The sequence below is a fragment of the Mesorhizobium sp. M7A.F.Ca.CA.002.15.2.1 genome, assembly GCF_003998715.1.
Classification (GTDB): Bacteria; Pseudomonadota; Alphaproteobacteria; order Rhizobiales; family Rhizobiaceae; genus Mesorhizobium; species Mesorhizobium ciceri.
This window is the reverse complement of record NZ_RZPI01001196.1, coordinates 1-651: the sequence shown is the minus strand read 5'-3', so window position 1 is coordinate 651 and position 651 is coordinate 1. Positions and strand designations below refer to the sequence as shown.

Genomic DNA, 651 nt, shown 5'->3' with positions numbered 1-651 from the left:
CAACTGCATGAGGGTGTGGACCATCGGCGAGGCGACGATGAACGGCGCGAACTTCTCGCGCTCCTTGTACAGCCACGCCGCGTTCTGCGGCCGGCCATCGCACCAGCTGACATGGGTCAGCGTTTCCGGCGCCACCGACGTCATGTAGCGATCACGCGTGAGCGACAGAGCACATTGTCCTGCCTCCAGTTGCAGGACGCTGTCATCCGCCTCGAGCGTCAGGGATCCGACGTGGACAAGCATGAAGGCCAGATAGTCGCCACCGATCGGCCCGTAGTCGCCGCCATTCTCATAGGTTAGTTCGCCGAAGGTGTTCTCGCGGCTAAGGTCGATCGGTGGCAGGCGCATATCGGCTTCCCCCTGTCAGACTGCCGGTGCCATGCAAATGAAGTCGATCCGCGTTCCGGCTGCGTCTCCAATTGTCGAAGCTATGGCCTCGTGACGCAAGATACCGCCAATCAACCTGCTCATGGCGGCAGACCGATGCTTCCACGCGCACAGGCCCAGGCTAGCCGAGGCGATCCGCCAGGCCAGAGAGGCCGCCCTTGAACGCTCGCTGGTCAACGGCTTGTCGAGATCGACGTCGAGCCGCGCTGGCCAGTCGTCGTCACTCGGGTGGGATCACACTGGTGGACATAGCCGGAATGAAGG

General features: G+C 62.7%; 1 pseudogene. It reads right to left on the bottom strand.

Annotation, left to right across the window (positions count from 1 at the left end):
* Positions 1-348, bottom strand: a pseudogene (locus ENZ74_RS33610) (AraC family transcriptional regulator); the annotation flags it as partial.
* Between the last annotated feature and the right edge of the window lie 303 nt (positions 349-651).